16 protein-coding genes are annotated in these 14311 nt (G+C 65.2%); 9 read left to right on the top strand and 7 right to left on the bottom strand.

Features of this window, described 5'->3' with window-relative positions:
• Nucleotides 1–205: 205 nt before the first annotated feature.
• Genes M2333_RS01980 through M2333_RS01970 form a run of 3 tightly spaced genes read right to left on the bottom strand, consistent with a single transcriptional unit; the run spans nt 206 to nt 2693 of the window.
• Nucleotides 206–541 carry a 2Fe-2S iron-sulfur cluster-binding protein gene (locus tag M2333_RS01980; RefSeq protein ID WP_264585505.1) on the bottom strand — a complete coding sequence of 112 codons (336 nt, stop codon included), beginning with the start codon at nt 539–541 and terminating at the stop codon, nt 206–208.
• Nucleotides 538–1644: a cysteine desulfurase family protein gene (locus tag M2333_RS01975; RefSeq protein WP_264612543.1), complete on the bottom strand. Its 1107-nt coding sequence runs from the start codon at nt 1642–1644 to the stop codon at nt 538–540. The genes M2333_RS01980 and M2333_RS01975 overlap by 4 nt, the downstream gene beginning before the upstream one ends.
• On the bottom strand, nt 1641–2693 hold the full coding sequence (locus tag M2333_RS01970) for a cysteine desulfurase family protein (RefSeq protein WP_264610696.1): 1053 nt from the start codon (nt 2691–2693) through the stop codon (nt 1641–1643). Before M2333_RS01970 ends, M2333_RS01975 begins: the two co-directional genes overlap by 4 nt.
• A gap of 99 nt (nt 2694–2792) precedes the next feature.
• Between M2333_RS01970 and M2333_RS01965 the strand changes: the two genes are divergently transcribed.
• The 3 genes from M2333_RS01965 (at nt 2793) to M2333_RS01955 (ending at nt 4655) form a co-directional block, all read left to right on the top strand.
• On the top strand, nt 2793–3584 hold the full coding sequence (locus M2333_RS01965) for a TSUP family transporter (protein WP_264610695.1): 792 nt from the start codon (nt 2793–2795) through the stop codon (nt 3582–3584).
• Between the two features lie 115 nt (nt 3585–3699).
• Nucleotides 3700–4356, top strand: a complete 657-nt coding sequence (locus tag M2333_RS01960; RefSeq protein WP_181560275.1) for an alpha/beta hydrolase — start codon at nt 3700–3702, stop codon at nt 4354–4356.
• Complete coding sequence (locus M2333_RS01955; protein ID WP_264610694.1) at nt 4356–4655, top strand: putative quinol monooxygenase; 300 nt, start codon at nt 4356–4358, stop codon at nt 4653–4655. Before M2333_RS01960 ends, M2333_RS01955 begins: the two co-directional genes overlap by 1 nt.
• Before the next feature lie 15 nt (nt 4656–4670).
• On the opposite strand, the gene M2333_RS01950 is transcribed toward M2333_RS01955, so the two are convergent.
• Together M2333_RS01950 and M2333_RS01945 are read right to left on the bottom strand one after the other, a co-directional pair.
• Complete coding sequence (locus M2333_RS01950) at nt 4671–5552, bottom strand: DMT family transporter (protein ID WP_264573334.1); 882 nt, start codon at nt 5550–5552, stop codon at nt 4671–4673.
• 112 nt (nt 5553–5664) lie between these two features.
• Nucleotides 5665–7452, bottom strand: a complete 1788-nt coding sequence (locus tag M2333_RS01945; protein ID WP_264594092.1) for an ABC-F family ATP-binding cassette domain-containing protein — start codon at nt 7450–7452, stop codon at nt 5665–5667.
• A gap of 139 nt (nt 7453–7591) precedes the next feature.
• On the opposite strand from M2333_RS01945, the gene M2333_RS01940 reads away from it, so the two are divergent.
• The 4 genes from M2333_RS01940 to M2333_RS01925 all read left to right on the top strand — a co-directional run bounded on the left by M2333_RS01940 (nt 7592) and on the right by M2333_RS01925 (nt 10794).
• A complete protein-coding gene (locus tag M2333_RS01940) occupies nt 7592–8326 on the top strand; it encodes an SIMPL domain-containing protein (RefSeq protein ID WP_264610693.1) in 735 nt (244 codons plus the stop codon).
• Nucleotides 8327–8384: 58 nt separating this feature from the next.
• Nucleotides 8385–8702 carry a hypothetical protein gene (locus M2333_RS01935; RefSeq protein ID WP_264594090.1) on the top strand — a complete coding sequence of 106 codons (318 nt, stop codon included), beginning with the start codon at nt 8385–8387 and terminating at the stop codon, nt 8700–8702.
• Between the two features lie 48 nt (nt 8703–8750).
• On the top strand, nt 8751–9416 hold the full coding sequence (locus M2333_RS01930) for a response regulator transcription factor (RefSeq protein WP_181560281.1): 666 nt from the start codon (nt 8751–8753) through the stop codon (nt 9414–9416).
• A gap of 73 nt (nt 9417–9489) precedes the next feature.
• Nucleotides 9490–10794, top strand: a complete 1305-nt coding sequence (locus M2333_RS01925) for a sensor histidine kinase (protein ID WP_181561478.1) — start codon at nt 9490–9492, stop codon at nt 10792–10794.
• Nucleotides 10795–10798: 4 nt separating this feature from the next.
• Here M2333_RS01925 and M2333_RS01920 read toward each other — a convergent pair whose 3' ends face one another.
• Nucleotides 10799–11203: a MerR family transcriptional regulator gene (locus M2333_RS01920; protein ID WP_264575304.1), complete on the bottom strand. Its 405-nt coding sequence runs from the start codon at nt 11201–11203 to the stop codon at nt 10799–10801.
• A 68-nt stretch (nt 11204–11271) separates the two neighbouring features.
• Here M2333_RS01920 and M2333_RS01915 point away from each other — a divergent pair, with 68 nt between their 5' ends.
• Nucleotides 11272–12051: a glutaredoxin gene (locus tag M2333_RS01915; protein ID WP_264610692.1), complete on the top strand. Its 780-nt coding sequence runs from the start codon at nt 11272–11274 to the stop codon at nt 12049–12051.
• Between the two features lie 46 nt (nt 12052–12097).
• On the opposite strand, the gene purC is transcribed toward M2333_RS01915, so the two are convergent.
• Nucleotides 12098–12877 (bottom strand): phosphoribosylaminoimidazolesuccinocarboxamide synthase, encoded by a 780-nt coding sequence (purC, locus tag M2333_RS01910; RefSeq protein WP_181560284.1) that lies wholly within the window; start codon nt 12875–12877, stop codon nt 12098–12100.
• A gap of 190 nt (nt 12878–13067) precedes the next feature.
• On the opposite strand from purC, the gene M2333_RS01905 reads away from it, so the two are divergent.
• On the top strand, nt 13068–14309 hold the full coding sequence (locus M2333_RS01905) for a putative DNA modification/repair radical SAM protein (protein ID WP_264610691.1): 1242 nt from the start codon (nt 13068–13070) through the stop codon (nt 14307–14309).
• The last annotated feature ends 2 nt before the right edge of the window (nt 14310–14311 follow it).

Below are 14311 nucleotides of genomic sequence, written 5' to 3'. Positions count from 1 at the left end.
AAGCGGATGGAGACGGCATTCCGCCCTCCAGCTATTCAAATGGCCCTGTGGCATGGCCTCCGGCACGAACCGATCGAAGCCATAACACCCCGTCATTCCCGCGAACGCGGGAATCCATGGCCCAACCGAACTGCGTGACGCCCCTGGATTCCCGCGTTCGCGGGAATGACGGGAGATGGAGGTCACGAGCTGGACCTTGTAGCGCTCACGCCCCCTGCATGTTCCGGCTCTCGGCGGGAATGTGCACGGTCAGCGTCTCCAGCGCGTCACTCAGCACGATCTGGCAGGAGAGCCGGCTTGTCCGAGTGGTGGAGGCGGCCAGATCGAGCATGTCCTCCTCATCCTCGCTGGCGCGGGGGAGCTTTCTGAAGTCCTCCGCGTCCACGATCACATGGCAGGTGGAGCAGGCCATCTGCCCCTCGCAGGTGCCTTCCAGCGGCTGACCGGCGGCCTGTGCCACGTCGAGCAGAATGTCGCCCGCGCTGGCCTCCACTTCCTGCACATGTTCGCCATTGGCGCTGACGAAGCGGACTAAGGTCATGCGGGCACTCCCTGTGCGTCGGCGGCCTGATTGAGCAGGCTCGCGGCTTCTTCCAGATCGGCCATGCTGGTGTAGCGCCCCATGCCGATCCGCAAGGAACTGCGCGCCTCTGCATCGCTAAGGCCCATGGCCTTGAGCACATGGCTCGGCCGGCCGGACCCGCTTGCGCAAGCAGACCCGAGGGAAACGGCGACCGTCCGCACGTCCGAGATCAGCCGCGCCGCGTCCAGCCCCGCCCGGCGGAGATTGAGATTGCCATGATAGCGCGCCTCGCCGGTACCATTGAGGTGCCAATCCGCAAACAGCTCCAGCGCGCGCGTCCAGAGCGCTTCGACATGGGCGAGGTCGGCATAGCGGCGCTGCGCCGCCAGTTGCGCGGCCACACCGAAGCCCGCGCACAGCATGGGCGAGAGCGTCCCCGGCCTCACCCCCTGCTCCTGCCCGCCACCATGCATGAGCGGCGGCAGGTCGAGCCCTTCGCGCAGCCACAGAGCGCCCACGCCCTTGGGGCCGTAGATCTTGTGGGCACTGATCGCGATCAGGTCCGCCTGAGGAGTCGCAAGTCGGCCAAAACCCTGCACGGCGTCGCACAATGTCGGCACGCCAGCCGCGCGCGCGATCACGAACAGCCGGTCGAGTGGCTGCACCACGCCGATCTCGTTGTTCGCCTGCATTACCGCAAGCAGGGCGGCTCGCTCGTCGATCGCCGCCTCGGCAATCTCCAGATCGACCAGCCCGTCGGCATTCACCGGCACGATTACCGGTTCGAAACCCTCGCGGCGCAAAGCCATCACCGTATCGAGCACGGCGGCATGTTCGGTCGCCACCGTCACCACCCGTCGCCGGCTGTGCGGAGCGGCCCGCGCGGCGCCGATAATGGCCATGTTCAGCGCCTCGGTCGCGCCGCTGGTGAAGATCAGGCGGCCATCCGCGCGGCCCAGCGCATCGAGGATGCGGCCCCGCGCCAGCTCGACATCCGCCGCCGCAATGCGGCCGATGCGATGCGCGCTGTTCGGATTGCCATAATGATCCATCGCGGCCACCATGGCATCCGCAACCTCCGGCGCCAGCGGCGTGGTGGCCTGGTAATCGAGGTAGATCATCGTCTTGCGTTCCCGTGCGCGATGGCCTGCCACTCAGTGAGAAAATCGTCAATGTCGGCCGCGCACGTATCATGCCCCATAGTGACACGGATCACCTCGGCGGCCTCAGCCTGCGGCCAACCCATGGCCGCCAACACATGGCTGGTGCGCAAGCTGCCCGACGAGCAGGCACTGCCCGCCGACACCGCAATCCCGGCCATGTCGAAGCGGATGAGCTGCGCTTGCGCGGACACGCCGGGCATTCGGTAGCTGGCGATGGTGAACAAGCGCGGGGAGGCGCCCGCCACGATCTCACCGCCGGCTGCGAGAATAGCCGCGTCCATCCGCTCGCGCCAACCGGCGACGTCAGCCAACCAGTCGCGCGGGGCTTCCAGCGCCGCCGCAAAGCCTAGCGCCAGCGGCATGGCCTCGGTGCCGGCGCGGTAGCCCTGCTCCTGCCCGCCGCTTGGGCTGAGCAGCGTCAGATCCCGTACCAGCAGCGCACCAATGCCGATCGGTCCGCCCAGCTTGTGCGCGCTCAGAACGATCAGGTCCGGACCTTTCGGAAGCGGCATCTTCCCAGCCGATTGGCTGCAATCGGCCAGCAGCAGGCCGTTTTGCGCGTGGATGCGCTCGGCGAACGCCTCCAGCGGCTGGATCAAGCCGGTCTCGCTATTGACCTGCTGGATCGCGATCAGCGTGCCCTGCGCCATGGCATCGGGCAGGCACACGATCCCGTCATGATCGACCGGCAGCCGGCGATCCTCCGGGATGTGGCGCAGAACAGCATCATGTTCGCTTGCCCCTGCCAGCAAGGGAGACGCCTTTGTGCGGGTCAACGCGATGGCCAGTGCCTCGCTCGCGCCGGCGGTGAACAGCACATGCCCATCCCAATCGAGCGCCTGCGCCACGCGGCGGCGGGCATCCTCCAGCATGGAGCGCGCCTGTCGACCGGCAGCATGCGGCGACGAGGGATTGGCCCAGGCATCGAACCCGGCCAGCATCGCCGCGCGAGCCTGCGGCAGCAGCGGCGTGGTCGCGGCATGATCGAGATAGATGCGTCGGCTCATCGCCCCTTCCCTACAGGCCCGCCGCGCCGCGGCAAATGGATTTGCCCTCTGGTGCAATCAGCCATGTTGCGGCGCAGCACAGACCTGATATGCGAAGACATGGATCCCGCCTTCGACATCATCCTAATCCTCATGGCGGTGGCGTTTCTCGCTGCGACCATCGACGCCATGGCGGGCGGCGGCGGCCTCGTTACCATTCCCGCGCTGCTGGCGGCGGGGATCCCGCCCGTGGCCGCTCTGGCGACCAACAAGCTCCAGAGCAGCTTTGGCACGTGCGGCGCCGTCATCGCCTTCGCCCGGCGCGGACATATTGATTTCCGCCGCTTCGCCATGCCGGCGCTGGCGTCATTTATCGGCTCTGCGGGCGGCGCGTTTCTGGTAACGCGGATTGATTCCGGCTTTCTCTCCGCGCTGCTGCCGATGCTGCTGATCGCGATGGTGCTATATTTCCTGCTCTCGCCACGCATGAGCGATGAGGACAGGCACAGCCGCTTCGGCCCGCTCGTGCTCATCGTCACAGCGGCGATCATCGGCGGCTATGACGGCTTTTTCGGGCCCGGCACCGGCTCCTTCTTCACCACCGCGCTGGTCGGCCTGTTCGGCTTGGGCCTCATCCGCGCCGTGGCCCATACCAAACTGCTCAATTTCGCCAGCAATTTCTCCAGCGTGATCGTCTTCATCATCGGCGGGCATGTGCTCTGGATCACCGGCCTTGCCATGGCCGTCGGCAGCATCGCAGGCGGGCAATTCGGCGCCTATCTCGCGATCCGCTTCGGCGCCGGAATCGCGCGGCCTCTGCTGATCGTCATGTCCCTCGCGCTCACCACCAAGCTGCTGCTGGACCCGACGAACCCCCTCACCGCCGCCGCGCTGGGCTGGTTCGGGGGCTGAAGCGGGCGCCCTCAACCAGAAACATTGCGAAAATCGCGCTTCCGCCTATATAAGCGCCCGTCCCGCGTCGTCGGCCAGTCTCGGTCGCCCGCTCCCATTTCAAGTCTCAGGTGCCATGCCCGACGTCATTTTTCCCGGTCCCGAAGGCCGTCTCGAAGGTCGTTTCAGCCCTCCGCCCCGCCCGCGTGCGCCCGTTGCGCTGATCCTGCATCCGCACCCGCAGGGCGGCGGCACGATGAACGATCGCATCACGCAGGCACTCTACAAGACCTTCGTGAAGCGCGGTTTCGCGACGCTGCGGTTCAATTTCCGGGGTGTCGGTCGCTCGCAGGGCGTGTTCGACAATGGCATCGGCGAGCTCTCCGATGCCGCCGCCGCGCTCGACTGGATCCAGAGCTTCCACCAGGAAGCGCAGACGACGTGGATCGCCGGTTTCTCGTTCGGTGCGTGGATCTCCATGCAGCTGCTGATGCGCCGGCCGGAAGTGCGCGGCTTCATCTCGGTCGCGCCGCCGGCGAACATGTACGACTTCTCGTTCCTCGCGCCCTGCCCCGCCTCCGGCATCATCGTCCAGGGCGTGAACGATGAGGTCGTCTCCGCCGCCTCCGTGCAGAAGCTGGTCGACAAGCTGCGCACGCAGAAGGGCATCACCATCCATCATGACGAGATCCGCAACGCCAATCACTTCTTCGAGCATGAGCTCGACCAGCTGATGATGAGCGTCGACAATTATCTCGACATGCGCCTCGCCCCGGATTCGCCGATCCGCTGATGCTGATCCTCGCCGGGACCGTTCGCTTGCCGCCGGAGAACCTGCCGGCGGCGCGTCTGGTGATCGCGCGGATGGTCGCGGCCAGCCGCGCGGAGCCGGGCTGCATCGTCTACAGCTTCGCCGAGGATCTCGGGGAGCCCGGTCTTCTGCGCATCTTCGAGGTGTTTCGCGACCGCGAGGCCCAGCAGGCCCACGCCGCGAGCCAGCACATGAAGGACTGGCGGGCCACATGGGTTGACCTCGGCATCGGCGACAAGCAGATCATCCATTATGAGGTTTCGGCCACCTCGGAGGGCTGATACGGGCGGGTGCGTTCACACTGTTGCGGGCGGAGTCCGGCGGCGGCGCTTCAACACGATCAACATGCCGGCGCTGCCGATCGTGAGCATTCCGATTATCGCCACCGGATCGGGCACATGCCGGAACACGATCCAGCCCAACACCGTCGCCCACAGCACCTGCAGATAGGTGATCGGCGCCAGGGTCGAAGCCGGGGCGTGGCGAAAGGCTGCCGTGAACAGATAATGTCCCACCCCGCCCCACAAGCCCAGCGACGCCAGCAGCGCGCCTTCCAGCAGCGTCGGCATCCGCCCCGCCCAGTAGAAGGGCGCCACGGCGCCGAAGACGAGGCTGCCCACGGCGGCACTGTAGAAGAGCAGCGCGAAGGTTTTTTCGGTCGCCGCGAGCGTGCGGGACATCAGCTGATAGGTGCCATTGAGCATGGCGGCACCCAAAGCGAGCATGACGCCCACGACATCCAGCCCGCCACCTGGCCGCGCAATCAGCACGACGCCGGCCAGCCCGAGCAACACAGCGCCCCAGCCCCGCAGCCCGACCTCTTCCCCGAGCAGCAGCCCCCCGCCCAGCGCGACCAGCGTCGGCGCCAGAAACATGATCGCCGTCGCTTCACCGACCGGCATGCGGGTGAGCGCCAGCGCCATCAGCACGGAGGCACAGGCGAGGCAGCAGCCACGCAGCCAAACGAGCGCGGTGCGCGTCGTGCGCACCATCTCCCGCCCGCCGCGCGGCGCCATGACGACGAGCATCAACAAGAGGTTGCCTATGAAACGCGCCGCCACGATCACCGGCGCCTCGAAATGCGCGGTGAGCACTTTCGTGGTCGTATCCAGCGCCGCGAACAGCAGCAAAGCGGCGGCGCAGAGCAGAATTCCCCGAATCGGTTGAGTGCTGGTCATCTGAATGCTCGTCGGCGACAACGTCCCCGCCGACCATGGCTGGGCACGTCGAAAATCTTGATCGGGGCGATCTGGTCAAAGACAGCCGAACGCCACGCAACCCTTGCCGGGCTCAACCCTGCAGGGCCTCGACCTGCTCGGCCAACTCCAGCCAGCGCTCCTCGGCCGCATCCTTCTGCGCGCGCGCCTTTTCGATCGTCGCGCTCAACTCGGCGAAGCGCTTGGGGTTCTTGGTATAGAGATCGGGGTCGGCGAGCGCGGCTTCATCGCGCGCAATCGCCGCCTCGAGCGCCTCGATCTGCCCCGGCAGCAGATCGTAATCCCGCTGGTCCTTGTAGCTGAGCTTCGCCGCCTTGGGGGGCGGAAGCGCAGCCAGTGTATCCGCCTTCGCAGCTGATCGCTTGCCCGCCGCATTGGGCTTTTGGCGCTTGGCTTCCCAGTCCGCATAGCCGCCGGCGATCACATCGATCCGGCCCGAGCCATCCAGTCCCAGCGTCACCGTCACCGTGCGGTCGAGGAAGTCGCGATCATGGCTGACGATCAGCACCGTGCCATCATAATCGGCGATCACTTCCTGCAGCAGGTCGAGCGTTTCGAGGTCGAGGTCGTTGGTCGGCTCGTCCAGCACCAGCAGGTTGGATTCGCGCGCGAACTCCCGTGCCAGTAGCAGGCGCGAGCGCTCGCCGCCCGAAAGCGTGCCGATCTTCGCCTCTGCCAGCGAGGGATCGAACAGAAAATCCTTGAGATAGCCATGGACATGCTTGCGCACGCCGCGCACGTCGATCCAGTCGCCGCCCTCGGCTAGCACATCGCGCACCCGTTTGTCCGGCTGCATCAGCGAGCGTTGCTGGTCGATGACGATGCCGTCCAGCGTCTTGGCCAGCGTGATGGTGCCGGTATCCGGCTGCAGATCGCCGGTCAGCAGGCGCAGCAACGTCGTCTTGCCGGCCCCGTTTCCGCCGACGATGCCAATACGGTCGCCGCGCTGAATGCGGATCGAGAAATCCTTGATGACCGCGCGGTCGCCGAACTGCTTGGTGACATGCTCGGCGGTGATCACGCTCTTGGTCTTGGTGTCGTTGGCGGTGACCTCCAGCTTGGCGCCGCCCTGCGGGCCGATCATCGCCGCGCGCTGGGCACGCATCTCCCAGAGCTTGGCCAGCCGCCCCTGATTGCGCTTGCGCCGTGCAGTCACGCCGCGCTCCAGCCAGTGCGCCTCGATCTTCAGCTTGGCATCGAGCTTCTCGGCCGCGCGGGCCTCGTCCGCATAGGCCTTTTCCATCCAGGCCTCGAACCCGCCAAAGCCGATCTCCTGCCGCCGCAGGCTGCCTCGGTCGAGCCAGAGCGTCGACCGGGTGAGGCGCGTGAGGAATGTCCGGTCGTGGCTGATGACGATGAATGCGCCATTGAAGCGCGTCAGCCAATCCTCCAGCCAGGTGATCGCGGCGATATCGAGATGGTTGGTAGGCTCGTCCAGCAACAGGATATCGGGCTCGCTCGCCAGTGCCCGGCAAATCGCCGCACGCCGCCGTTCGCCGCCCGATGCTGTTGATGCCGCGCGGGAGAGATCGATGCCAAGCTGGTCGGCAATCGCTTCCACCTCGTGCGCCGCCGGCGCCTTGGCGCCAGACGTGGCGAAATCATGCAGGGTCGCGAAGGCCGAGACATCCGGGTCCTGCTCCAGCATCACCACATGGCGCCCCGGCACGACCGAGCGCTTGCCCTCGTCCGGCTCCACCGTGCCGGCGATCAGCTTGAGCAGCGTCGTCTTGCCTGCCCCGTTGCGACCGATCAGCGCAAGGCGATCACGCTCGCCGACATGAATGTCCAGACCACGGAACAGCCAGCCGGCGCCCTGGATGAGACCGAGATTCTCGAAGGAAAGAAGTGGCGGGGCCATGGCAAGGCGCTAAAACAGATGCAGGCGGCGGGAGCAAGGGCTGAGGCGCCAGATGAACGGGAAGAAACTCGATGGGTCAGGATGCGTTCAGAAGCTTCAGCCCATTTCTATGGCCATCACACAAAAGGGAAAATGTTCCATGCGTCGTTTGCCAATTCTGCTCGCTGCAACTGCCGCTCTCATGACGCCGGCGATCGTCTCGGCCCAGCCGCAACCGCCGGCACCCCAGGCTGCCAAGGGCCCGCTGCTGAGCCTGAGCGTCAGTGAATCGGTGAACAGCGCGCCGGATATGGCGACCATCAACACTGGCGTGCAGACCCGCGCGATGTCAGCAAAGGATGCGATGGCGCAGAATGCCACCCAGATGGACAAGCTGATCGCCGCGCTTGTGAAGGCTGGCATCGCCCGCAAGGACATCCAGACCAGCGGCATCAACCTCAACCCGCAATATGATTATAGCGACCGCACTGATGGAAAAGGTCCGCGCTTCACCGGCTATGAAGCCAGCAACCAGCTCACCGTCGCGGTCCGCAAGCTGGATAGCGCAGGCGATCTGATCGACTCGCTGGTCGCCGCCGGGGCGACCAACATCAATGGCCCGAGCTTTGGCATTGCCGAGCCAGACAAGCTGCTCGATCAGGCCCGCACCAAGGCGCTGAAGACCGCTCAGGCCCGCGCAAACCTGTATGCGCAGGCGACCGGCTTCCGCACCGCGCGCCTGGTGAGCATCTCCGAAGGTGGCGGTTTTGCGCCGCCGCCCATGCCGATGATGGCGATGCGCGACTCTGCTGCAGCCGCGCCGCAGACCAAGATCGAGCCCGGTGAGATCGCCACCTCGATTTCCCTCAACGTCCAGTATATGCTGGAACCCTGAACGGGGGACAGATGGGACATTCAGCGCTTGTTCAATGCTTGATGGCTAACACGGCATCATGAAAACTCTTTCATCCTCTCTTCTGCTCGGCGGGCTGATGGCACTGGCGGCCACCAGCCTCCCGGTTTCGGCGCAGAGCTTCGCGCGGGGCGATGACCAGCGGGCGGCGCGGCGCGCCATGCTTGATGGTGAGGTGATGCCGTTTTCGATCATCAAGCGTCGTGTCGAGCGCGAGATCAGCGACGCCCAATATGTCGGCGTCGCCCCATCCGTTCGCGAAGGCGTGTACCGGATGCAGTTCCTCCAGCAGGATGGCAAGGTCATCTGGGTTGATGTGGACGGCAAGACCGGCAATATCATCGGACGGACGCGCTGATCCGGCCGGATCGCCTGCGCACGCTCCCTCATTCGGAAAGGAAAAGCCATGCGTCTGCTGATCGTCGAAGATGAGCCGACCTTGGGCAAACAGCTCAAGTCCACGCTCGAAGGCGTCGGCTATGCCGTCGACCTGGCGACCGATGGCGAGGACGGCCATTTCCTGGGATCGACCGAGAGCTACGACGCGATCATCCTGGACCTTGGCCTGCCGGAAATCGACGGCCTGACCGTGCTCGACCGCTGGCGCAAGGAAGGCTCGGCGGTGCCGGTGCTGGTGCTGACAGCGCGGGACAGCTGGTCCGACAAGGTTGCCGGGCTCGATGCCGGGGCGGACGATTATCTCGCCAAGCCGTTCCAGAGCGAGGAGCTGATCGCCCGCCTGCGCGCGCTCATTCGCCGCTCGTCCGGCAATGCCTCATCCGAGCTCATCGCCGGCAGCGTGCGACTGGATACTCGCTCCGGCAAGGTCACACTGAACGGCGAGCCGGTGAAGCTGACCGCGCAGGAATATAAGCTGCTCTCCTATCTGATGCACCACAAGGGCAAGGTGGTGAGCCGCACCGAACTGATCGAGCATATCTACGATCAGGATTTCGACCGGGATTCCAACACCATCGAAGTGTTCGTCACGCGCATCCGCAAGAAGCTGGGTGCCGATGTGATCTCCACCATTCGCGGTCTGGGCTACAGCCTGGAGGACCCCGCTGGCTGAACCGGCGCCGCACGATGCGGAGACGGCGCCCCCGCCAGCCTCCAGCCGCAGTACCGGATCGCTCAGTCGCCGCATTCTCGGCATCTCGGCCATCTGGATCGGCCTGCTGTTGCTCGGCGGCGCGCTGGCGCTCGACCGGGTGCTGGTGAGCACCGTCACGCGCACCTTCGATGACGGCTTGTCCTATGTGCTGACCGCCATGATCTCCTCGGCGGAGATCGGCCCGGAAGGCGAAGTACTGTTCAACCGCCCGCTGGCCGACCAGCGGTTTCTGGAGCCGGCAAGCGGGCTCTATTACCAGATCAGCGGTCAGGGCCATGAAGATTGGCGCTCGCGTTCGCTGTGGGATCGCGCGATCCGCGTCACGCCGGGTATGACCACCAATCCCGGCGAGGGGATGGACAGCAACCAGTTCCCCGACGAGCCACTGCGCCTGATGGCTCGCACCGTAATCCTGCCGGGCAGCAATACGCGGTGGATCTTCATTGTCGCGCAGGCCCGCGAGGGCCTGGACGCGCAGATCCACGCGCTGCGGGCCACGCTGTTCAACAGCTTCGTCATTCTTGGCGTCGGGCTGATCATATTGGCCGGCTTGCAGGTGTTCTTCGGCCTGCGGCCGCTGCGCCATATCCGCCGCGAAATCGCGCGCATGAGGGATGGCGAGAAAAGCCGCGTAACCGTGCCGCTCCCGCGGGAGGTCCAGCCGCTGGTCGAGGAATTGAACGCGCTGCTCGCCCATAACGAACAGCAGGCGGAGGAAGCCCGCCGCCACGCCGGCAATCTCGCCCACGCGCTCAAGACGCCGCTGACGGTCGTGATGAACGCCGCGACGGCCCAGTCGCCCGACCTGGCCACCACGGTGGTGCGGGAAACCGGGACGATGCGCCGCCAGATCGACCACCATCTTGCCCGCGCCCGTGCCCTCGGCCGGCGCGGCGCGGCGCAGAGCCGCACATTGGTGTGGCCGAGCCTCGAAGCGGTGGAGCGCGCCGTCGAGCGCCTCTACCCTGATGTCCGCATCGACCGCGACGGCGCGCAGACGGCCGTCGTCCGCGTCGAGCGGCAGGATCTGGACGAGCTGCTCGGCAACCTGGTCGAGAATGCCGCCAAATATGGCGGTGGCAGCGTGTTCGTCACCGTGGTGCAGAGCACGCCTTGGGTCGACATTCTCGTGGAGGACGACGGCATGGGCATTCCCGAGGCCGCGCGCGAACGCATCTTCGATCGCGGCGTGCGGCTGGATAGCGGCAAGCCCGGCACCGGCCTTGGCCTTGCCATCGTGCGCGATGTCGCGGAAATCTACGGCGGCTCGGTCACGTTGGACGAGAGCGAGGACCTCGGCGGCCTGATGGTACGCCTGCGCCTCCCCGCCGGATAAGGCCTCACACGCCGAAGGATTGCAGGATCGGGCACGGCCCTTCTTCGGAACGGGCACAGGTCCGCGCGAGTTGGCGCAGCGAGGCGCGGGCCGCTTCCAATTGCGCGATCTTTTCATCGAGCTGGACCAGCCGCTCTTCCGCCAAGGCGCGCGCGCGGGCACGATCCTGCCCCGCGTCCAGCGACAACAGCGTGCGGATTTCCTCCAGCGTAAAGCCGGCCTGCTGCGCCGCTCGAATGAAGCGCAGCCGCCGGACATCCTCCTCACCATAGCGCCTTATGCCCCCGGACAGGTCGTTGCCGGCCTGCTTCTCGGGCGTGGGGAGCAAGTCCTTGCGCTGATAGAAGCGGATCGTCTCGACCCCCACACCGCCGGCTTTCGCCAGACCCGAAATGCTCATCGCCGCCATGCTTGACTCCGTACCGTGGTACAGACCCTATATGGGGTGCATGGATTTCTCAGCAAGGATGAGCGTCAATGCCTGAACCCCGCGCCACGAGCAGCCGTAAGGCCGTTCTCCATCGGATGGTGATGCCCGGCCACATCTGCCCCTATGGCCTCAAGGCGCTGCACCTGCTGCGCAGCAAAGGCTATGATGTCGAGGATCGCTGGATCGAAACCCGCGAACAGCAGGAAGCGTTCAAGGCCGAGCATTATGTGACCACCACGCCGCAGGTGTTCATCGACGGTCAGCGGATCGGTGGCCATGATGACTTGCGCCGCTTCCTGGGCCTCAGCGTCAAGGATCCGAACGCGACGAGCTATACGCCTGTTCTGGTCGTCTTCGCTGTTGCGGCGCTGATCGCGCTGACGATCGATCTGTTGACGGCCGCGCCGCTGCTCAGCCTGCTCACCCTCGAGCGCTTCATCTCCGTGACGATGATCCTGCTGGCGATGCTCAAGCTGCAGGATGTGGATCGGTTCGCGACCATGTTCCTGGGCTATGATCTGCTGGCCCGCAAATGGGTGCCCTATGCCTCAATCTATCCGTTCGCCCAATTGGGCGCCGGCGTGCTGATGCTCGCGGGGGCCCTGCCCTGGCTCTCGGTACCAGTCGCCGCGTTCATCGGCGGCATCGGCGCGGTCTCGATCTACAAGGCCGTCTATGTGGAGAAACGCAGCCTGAAATGTGCCTGCGTCGGCGGCGGGACCAATGTGCCACTCGGCTTCGTGTCGTTCACCGAAGACCTGTTCATGGTCGCCATGGCCCTGTGGATGGGCCTCAATGCCTGGGTGCATCCCGGCGCGCCGATGTAAAGGCGCGGGTGCCGGGCGCCGCTGATGAACGCCCGGCCCAATGCTCTTACTTGCCGCGCTTCTTGCGGTGGCTCTCCAGATCGAGAACGTCGTTCTCAAGGCCCTCAGGCAGCAGGCCCAGGCGGCGCGCGACCTCCTGATAGGCCTCGACCTCACCGCCCAGATCGCGGCGGAAGCGGTCCTTGTCCAGCTTCTCGTTGGTGGCCATATCCCACAGCCGGCAGCCATCGGGGCTGATCTCGTCGGCCAGGATGATCCGCGAGAAATCGCCATCCCAGATGCGGCCGAACTCCAGCTTGAAGTCGACCAGACGGATGCCGATGCCGGCGAATAAGCCGCTCATGAAGTCGTTTACGCGGATCGCCATGTCGGCGATGTCGTGCATCTCTTCCTGGCTCGCCCAGCCGAAGCAGGCGATATGCTCTTCGGTGATCAGCGGATCGCCGAGCGCATCATCCTTGTAATAATATTCGATGAGCGTGCGGGGGAGCTGCGTGCCCTCCTCGATGCCCAGCCGGGTGGAGAGCGAACCAGCGGCGACATTGCGCACCACGACCTCGATCGGCACGATCTCCACCTGACGGATGAGCTGCTCGCGCATGTTCAGCCGCTTGATGAAGTGGGTGGGCACGCCAATGTTCGCGAGCAGCGTGAAGACATGCTCGGAAATCCGGTTATTCAGCACGCCCTTGCCGGAGATCGTCCCCTTCTTCTGCGCATTGAAGGCAGTCGCATCATCCTTGAAATACTGGATCAGCGTGCCGGGCTCGGGACCTTCATAAAGGATCTTCGCCTTGCCCTCATAAATCTGGCGACGACGGGACATGTGCGGGTGCCTACTCATCAGTTGTAAAAATCAAGGCCCCGGCGGCGCGAATCAGCGAGGATCAGCGGACACCGGGGCTCTTCCCCAGCGCATAGCGCAAGGCACATGGCAGTGCAATTTTCAGACGAACCGAGCCGGGATGGCCGCGTCGGCGCTTGCCGCCCTTACCCGCGGAACATATAAAGAACAAATGAAACAGGAGACGATCACGGACCGCTTGGCGATCCTTGCCGACGCCGCCAAATATGATGCCTCCTGCGCATCCTCCGGCACCGCCAAGCGCAACAGCCGCGATGGCAAGGGGATTGGATCGACCGAGGGCATGGGCATCTGCCATGCCTATGCGCCGGACGGGCGCTGCATCTCGCTGCTCAAGATCCTGCTCACCAATCATTGCATTTTCGATTGCCATTATTGCGTCAACCGCAAGAGCTCGAACGTGCGCCGAGCGCGCTTCACAGCCCAGGAAGTCGTCGAGCTGACGCTCAACTTCTACCGGCGCAATTATATCGAGGGGCTATTCCTCTCCTCCGGCATCATCAAATCTGCCGACTATACGATGGAGCAATTGATCGAGGTCGCCCGTGCCTTGCGGGAGGATCATGGCTTCAAGGGCTATATCCACCTTAAGACGATTCCCGAGGCCGATCGCGCGCTGGTCGAGCAAGCGGGCCTGTGGGCGGACCGCGTCTCAATCAATGTCGAACTGCCGACTGAGCGCGGTCTGACCGATCTGGCGCCGGACAAAGATGGCGGGCAGATCGAAGGCGCGATGGCGCGGCTCGGTTCGGCCATGGTCGAGGCGAAGGATGCGCGCAAACGCTTCAAGCATGCGCCGATGTTCGCGCCCGCCGGCCAATCTACCCAGATGATCGTCGGCGCGGATGGCGCCAGCGACACGCAGATCATCGGCCGGGCCAGCGAATTGTACGACCGCCATCGCCTGCGCCGCGTCTATTATTCCGCCTTCAGCCCGATCCCCGATGCCAGCGCCGTTCTGCCGCTCAAGCGACCACCACTGATGCGCGAGCATCGGCTCTATCAATCCGACTGGCTGATCCGCTTCTACGGATTTTCGACAAGCGAGGTGCAGACCGCGACGGACGATGACGGGATGCTGGCGCTCGACATCGACCCCAAGCTGGCCTGGGCCTTGCGGCACCGGCAGGATTTTCCGGTCGACATCAATCTGGCATCGCGCGAGAAGCTGTTGCGCGTGCCAGGACTGGGCACGCGGGCCGTGGCTGCCATCCTGGAAGCCCGCCGCCATCATCGTCTCCGGCTGGATGATCTCGCCCGGCTCACCCGCACGGTCACCAAATTGCGGCCGTTCGTCGTCACGGCCGACTGGCGCCCGACAGGCTTGATCGACACGGCAAACCTGCGCGCCCGACTGGCCCCGCCGCCCCGCCAGATGGAACTGTTCGGGTGAAG

Source organism: Sphingobium sp. B11D3B (assembly GCF_025961735.1).
In the GTDB taxonomy this organism is placed as follows: domain Bacteria; phylum Pseudomonadota; class Alphaproteobacteria; order Sphingomonadales; family Sphingomonadaceae; genus Sphingobium.
This window is presented reverse-complemented; position numbering and strand designations above follow the sequence as displayed.